This window comes from Marinospirillum sp. (genome assembly GCF_014859565.1).
Genome location: NZ_JACUUA010000228.1, coordinates 1 through 5,042, shown reverse-complemented (window position 1 = coordinate 5,042; position 5,042 = coordinate 1). Strand labels below are relative to the sequence as shown.

At 51.0% G+C, this 5,042-nt stretch carries 10 protein-coding genes; 9 read left to right on the top strand and 1 reads right to left on the bottom strand.

Going from position 1 to position 5,042, the window contains the following annotated elements:
* The 9 genes from IBX50_RS17130 to IBX50_RS17090 form a co-directional block, all read left to right on the top strand.
* The coding region (locus IBX50_RS17130) for an AraC family transcriptional regulator (RefSeq protein ID WP_292257516.1) at nt 1-958 on the top strand (958 nt) is incomplete at its 5' end.
* A gap of 64 nt (nt 959-1,022) precedes the next feature.
* Entirely contained in the window at nt 1,023-1,208 is a 186-nt protein-coding gene (locus IBX50_RS17125) for a DUF2892 domain-containing protein (protein WP_292257515.1), read from the top strand.
* 9 nt (nt 1,209-1,217) lie between these two features.
* Complete coding sequence (locus IBX50_RS17120; protein ID WP_292257514.1) at nt 1,218-1,847, top strand: hypothetical protein; 630 nt, start codon at nt 1,218-1,220, stop codon at nt 1,845-1,847.
* A gap of 98 nt (nt 1,848-1,945) precedes the next feature.
* Nucleotides 1,946-2,494, top strand: a complete 549-nt coding sequence (locus IBX50_RS17115; protein WP_292257513.1) for a carboxymuconolactone decarboxylase family protein — start codon at nt 1,946-1,948, stop codon at nt 2,492-2,494.
* Nucleotides 2,475-3,068 (top strand): sigma-70 family RNA polymerase sigma factor, encoded by a 594-nt coding sequence (locus tag IBX50_RS17110; protein ID WP_292257512.1) that lies wholly within the window; start codon nt 2,475-2,477, stop codon nt 3,066-3,068. The genes IBX50_RS17115 and IBX50_RS17110 overlap by 20 nt, the downstream gene beginning before the upstream one ends.
* Entirely contained in the window at nt 3,068-3,265 is a 198-nt protein-coding gene (locus IBX50_RS17105; protein ID WP_292257511.1) for a zf-HC2 domain-containing protein, read from the top strand. Before IBX50_RS17110 ends, IBX50_RS17105 begins: the two co-directional genes overlap by 1 nt.
* A gap of 2 nt (nt 3,266-3,267) precedes the next feature.
* Nucleotides 3,268-3,519, top strand: a complete 252-nt coding sequence (gene nrtS / locus IBX50_RS17100; protein ID WP_292257510.1) for a nitrate/nitrite transporter NrtS — start codon at nt 3,268-3,270, stop codon at nt 3,517-3,519.
* A 66-nt stretch (nt 3,520-3,585) separates the two neighbouring features.
* On the top strand, nt 3,586-4,017 hold the full coding sequence (locus IBX50_RS17095; protein ID WP_292257509.1) for a DUF6789 family protein: 432 nt from the start codon (nt 3,586-3,588) through the stop codon (nt 4,015-4,017).
* A gap of 76 nt (nt 4,018-4,093) precedes the next feature.
* Nucleotides 4,094-4,774 (top strand): haloacid dehalogenase type II, encoded by a 681-nt coding sequence (locus IBX50_RS17090; RefSeq protein ID WP_292257508.1) that lies wholly within the window; start codon nt 4,094-4,096, stop codon nt 4,772-4,774.
* 24 nt (nt 4,775-4,798) lie between these two features.
* Here the strand turns inward: IBX50_RS17090 and IBX50_RS17085 are convergent.
* Nucleotides 4,799-5,042: hypothetical protein (locus IBX50_RS17085; protein ID WP_292257507.1), on the bottom strand; the 244-nt coding region annotated here is incomplete at its 5' end.

The following is a 5,042-nucleotide window of genomic DNA, read 5'->3' as shown; positions in this document are numbered from 1 at the left end:
TGAACTTTCAGGGTTATTTTTATGGACGACCTTCACCGGCTGCCGAGTTTCTGCACAGGAGATAGCCGTGAGCATTCAACAGGAAGACTGGCTGACCCGACTGGTTCAGCCTCTGGGTATCCACGGGCAGTTGTTTCATGTTGGTAAGCACTGCGGTAACTGGCTTCTGGAGCATGATGTACCTCAGGATCCCAGCTTTCATCTGGTGACTGAAGGGGAGTGCTGGCTGGTCTGGCCGGATGGAGAAAAAATTCTTTTGCAGAAAGGTGACCTGCTGTTTTTCTCGCAGGATCGTCGCCATATACTTTTGCCGATCCATTCCAGTCAGCAGATCAGTCAAGAAGTTGCCCTTCAGGAATCTGTTGAAGGTGTCGGCCTGGTCTGTGGTTACTTTCACTTTCGGCAGGGTTATTTGCCCGGCTGGTTTCGCCAGTTACCCGCCTTGCTGCATCTTAAAGGACTGTACGGCTCAACAACGGCTCTGAGTTATCTGTTGAAAATACTGGTCATTGAAGCAACACAGCAGCAACCGGGTTCTGTGCATGTTCTGAAACAGCTTGCTGAACCCTTGTTGATCTTCCTGTTAAGGGCGGCTCTGGAGCAAAAGGCTGTGACCCGGTCTGAACTGGAAAACACTGTTCCTGCTTACATTGACCGGGCACTGGCCTTGATGCATACCAGCCCGGAAAAGGCCTGGGGGGTCACTGCGCTGGCTCATGAGGTGGGCGTAGCCCGCTCCCTCTTGGCAAAAATTTTTCAGGAAACCCAGGGCATGCCACCGGGCGAATACCTGCGCCACCTACGTATGCACAGGGCAAGACAGCAACTGGCGCTGGGTAAATCCGTACTGGAAGTCGCCATGAATGTGGGTTATCGCTCAGAAAGCGCGTTTCGTAAAACCTTCAAGGATTTCTGGCAGGATTCGCCGGGTCAGGTCAGGCGAATTTCCAGGTTGTAAGTTTCTTTCGTCACAGGCGACTAATAGAGGTAACTTAAAATTCTAGCCACTGAAGGAGTGTGTTATGAGCAAAAATGTTGGCACTTTGGACAAAGGGGTGCGCCTGATTCTGGCTCTGTTATTTTTTGCAGCTGGCTTTTACTACCAGAGTGTATGGGGGCTGGTCGGTCTGATTCCGCTGGTTACTGCGCTGGTTGGTTGGTGCCCGCTTTATCGCCTGCTGGGGCTTTCCAGTTGCAAAGCAAAATAGGTTCATCTTTTGTTTGAGTCCGGGAAAATTACAGGCTACTGCCACCTTTGCCTGAAGGTTATGGTCAGTCTGGGGTTGATTGCTCTGGTGGCAGCTGGTCTGTGGGTTCAGGGTGGCGAAGGTGTTCTTCATCTCTGGATGGATCACGCAACGGGTAATCGGGTGCTGGTGATTATAGCGCTGGTTTACAGTGTTTTGCTGGCAATACCCTTTGTCCCCGGGGTTGAGTTGGGTTGGCTGATTATCGGGCTTTTTGGTGAAAAAGGATTGCTTGCTGCCTGGCTGGCTACCGTTTTTGGTTTGAACCTCAGCTATCTGGCCGCTCATTATCTTCTGGTTGATCGCTATAAAATGGCATTGGAAAGAGCACGAAATCGCCTGGAAAGTACCCGACCGGAAGATTTGAGTTTTACCCGTCGTGCCCTGCGTTACAGTTATTTCTTTTATAAACAGCATCCTTATGTGTTTATGCTGATGGCTTTGAACCTGCCCGGTAACTGGGTTCTGGGCGGTGGTGGTGGGATTGCTCTACTCCTTGCCATAAATCCAAAAGTCCGTTATCCGTTATATCTGCTGATCTCTATGGTGGCAACCGGCATCGTTCCTTTGGCTCTTTGGCTTGGAATGATCAGCTTGTAAGCAGGAAAGCCTGAAAAAAGGACGCTAAAGCCGTTTTTATCCGAGTGGTTTGGTTAAGCTGGAAGAGAACTCTCAAATGATCCAAACAGGAGTTACTCATGACTGACTTTACGTTGCACACTCCCGAAACAGCACCCGGCAATGCAAAAGAACGCCTGCAAGCCACCGAATCCAAACTGGGCTTTGTACCGACCATGTATGGCATCATGGCTAATGCACCGACCCTGCTGGAAGGTTATCAGACACTTTCTGAGATTTTTGGACGTTCCAGCCTGTCCCCGCAGGAACAGCAGGTTGTTTTACTGGCCGTCAGTGTAGCTAATCAGTGTGAATTCTGTGTTGCTGCGCATACCACTCTCGCGCAGGGTGCCGGAGTGGATAAAGAAATCATTCAGGCCTTGCGTGATGGCGGCTCCATTGATGATCCTCGCATGGCTGCCTTAGCCAAGGTGACTCAGGCTATTGTCAGCAAACAAGGCTGGGCCGGACAGGAAGTGGATGAGTTTCTGGCGGCTGGTTTTGAACAGCAACAAGTGATGGAAGTCATATTGGCTGCGGGTCTGAAAACCCTCAGCAACTATACTAATCACCTAAGCAATCCGCCGCTGAATGAGGCCTTCGCTAAAAATGCCTGGAAAGCTCGCTGAACCTACTACTTACCAACAGCGCCTGGAAAGACTCAGACCAAGGTTGTTGGCTTTTGCTCGCCTGCAACTGCGGTTTGATGACCAGGCCGAAGATGCCGTTCAGGAAGCTTTGCTGGCAGCGCTTAACAAGCTGGACAGCTTTGATGGGCGCTCCCAGTTTGAAACCTGGGTGTTTGGCATTCTGCGCTACAAGATTCTGGATATCTTCCGGTATCAGAAACGTCGCGCCAGCTGGATGCTGAGTGAAGAGGCTCTGCCCAGTGAAGAAGAGCTGGATCGGCAGTTCAAAAGCTCCGGTTTCTGGGAAAGTGATGCACGCCCTCAGGCCTGGGGTGACCCTGAAGAAGCCCTGACTTCCAGCCATTTCTGGCGGGTTTTTGATGCCTGCATGATTCATTTGCCGGATGTGCCTGCCCGTGTTTTTTCCCTGCGTGAGCTGATGGAAGTGGAAATCTGTGAAATCTGTGAGCTGCTGGGTATTACCGAAAACAACTGCTCGGTGATTCTCTACAGGGCACGCATGAAACTGCGCCAGTGCCTGGAAAAAGGCTGGATCAGTGAGGAGAAAGCCTGATGCTGACCTGTAAACAAGCCACCCAACTCATGTCGGCCAGTCAGGATCGGGTACTGACGCGCAAGGAGCACTGGAGCCTCAAAATGCATGAAATGCTGTGCAAAGGCTGCCGTAATTGCCATCAGCAAATGGATTTGTTGCACCAACTCGGCCCCGAGTGGCAAAAGCGTCTGGAAGATGACAAGCAAGGAGACTGACAATGAACGGCAAAGTGGCTTATTACTGCTCCCTCTGCCTGCTGCCTCGTGTAGTGGGCAACTCCATCAAAATCGCCCTGGTTGTGGGTGTCATCCTCAACCTGATCAACCAGGGTAGTGTTCTCTGGGGTGATGCCAGCCTCAGCTGGCCTCACTTCTTAATGAACTTCCTTGTTCCTTTCTGTGTGGCTACTTACAGTGCCGTCAAAAACGAACTCAGTCACAGAAAGAAGACTTCTGATGTAATTTTATGAAGGCAAGAACGACTAATGGATAGGCAAATAACTTTTGTCTTTTATCCAAAAAATCAGGAGTTAATGATGAATAAAATATCAGCTGGATTGCTGTCGGGTTTGGTGGCTACCTTTGTTCTTTCAGCGCTGATGCTGCTTAAAGGCATGATGGGGATGATGCCCGATCTCGATGTCATCAAAATGCTTGCCGGGCAAATGGGAAGTGGAGCAGCAATGGGATGGGTGGCGCATTTCATGATCGGCGTACTGGGTTATGGTCTGGCCTATACCGTTGTATTCAGTAAGCTCCCCCTGGGTGGTTCCTGGGTACGTGGTTTGGCTCTGGGCGTTGCTGGTTGGCTGGGAATGATGGTGGTACTGATGCCCATGATGGGTGCTGGAGTTTTTGGACAGCAAATGCCCAGTGGCATGATGGTTCCTGTTGGCACCCTGATGCTGCACGCGATCTTTGGCATTGTACTGGGTTTGGTCTTTGATAGGTTAACTGCTAGAGCTTAAAGCCCTTTTTATTCCCAATTAATAAAAAAGCACAGAAGGAGTTGATTCTGTGCTTTTTTTACTCTGGAGTGCGGAAATGCTTAAACCTACCGCTATTTTCTTTGATGTGAATGAAACGCTTCTGGATCTGCAACCCGTCAAGGAAAGTATAGGTGAAGCTTTGGGTGGTCGCCCCGAGTTGGTGCCCCTCTGGTTTACTACCCTGTTGCAGTATTCACTGGTGACCACGGTAGCGGATCAGTATCGGGACTTTGGGGAGATTGCAGTTGCTTGCTTGCAAATGACTGCAAGGAATCAGGGAATAGAGCTGGATGAGGCTACAGCAAAAAAGGCGGTCGCCCCGATTCGGGCTTTACCGGCGCACCCGGATGTTGCTCCGGCTCTTGAGCGTTTGAGTGCTGCAGGTTACCGGCTCTTTGCCCTGACCAACTCTTCACGAGCGGCAGCAGATGCCCAACTCCACCACGCCGGACTGGATGGTTTCTTTGAGGCGGCACTGAGTGTTGAGGATGTAGGTGTTTACAAACCTCATGCCCGTGTATATCAGTGGGCAGCACAACAGGCAGGTGTGCAGGTAGCTGAGTCGTTGCTGGTTGCAGCCCATGGCTGGGATGTGGCTGGAGCTTCCTGGGCGGGAATGCGATCAGCCTTTGTTGAACGCCCCGGTCAACAGCTGTTTCCTTTAGGTCCGATCTCAGATCTGGAGGTGGCTTCATTCAAGGAGCTGGCCGACCGGTTAGTCAAGACAGCGCCCTGATTATGGTGATGGTTTTACCTGATTTCAGTAAATCCTGAGTTGCTGGGTCAGGCTTTGTATGCTGCTGCTGATGCCTCTGAGCTGTTCGCTGGCTGCTTTGGTCTGATCGGATTGTGCAGCATTGTCATCGGCTTTGCTGGCGATTTTTTCAATGGTTTCCGCGACTTCCCGTGCAGCAATACTTTGCTCTTGCAGAACCTGTTGAATATCCTGTGTGGCCTGGGCAACACGGTTGGTTTCGTTTTCGATATTGGCAACGGAGTTGCTG

Bases quoted from the DNA above. Each gene is read 5' to 3' on its own strand.
- IBX50_RS17125 (WP_292257515.1), top strand. From the start codon at position 1,023: ATGAGCAAAAATGTTGGCACTTTGGACAAAGGGGTGCGCCTGATTCTG.
- IBX50_RS17115 (WP_292257513.1), top strand. From the start codon at position 1,946: ATGACTGACTTTACGTTGCACACTCCCGAAACAGCACCCGGCAATGCA.
- IBX50_RS17110 (WP_292257512.1), top strand. From the start codon at position 2,475: ATGCCTGGAAAGCTCGCTGAACCTACTACTTACCAACAGCGCCTGGAA.
- IBX50_RS17105 (WP_292257511.1), top strand. From the start codon at position 3,068: ATGCTGACCTGTAAACAAGCCACCCAACTCATGTCGGCCAGTCAGGAT.
- nrtS (WP_292257510.1), top strand. From the start codon at position 3,268: ATGAACGGCAAAGTGGCTTATTACTGCTCCCTCTGCCTGCTGCCTCGT.
- IBX50_RS17095 (WP_292257509.1), top strand. From the start codon at position 3,586: ATGAATAAAATATCAGCTGGATTGCTGTCGGGTTTGGTGGCTACCTTT.
- IBX50_RS17090 (WP_292257508.1), top strand. From the start codon at position 4,094: ATGCTTAAACCTACCGCTATTTTCTTTGATGTGAATGAAACGCTTCTG.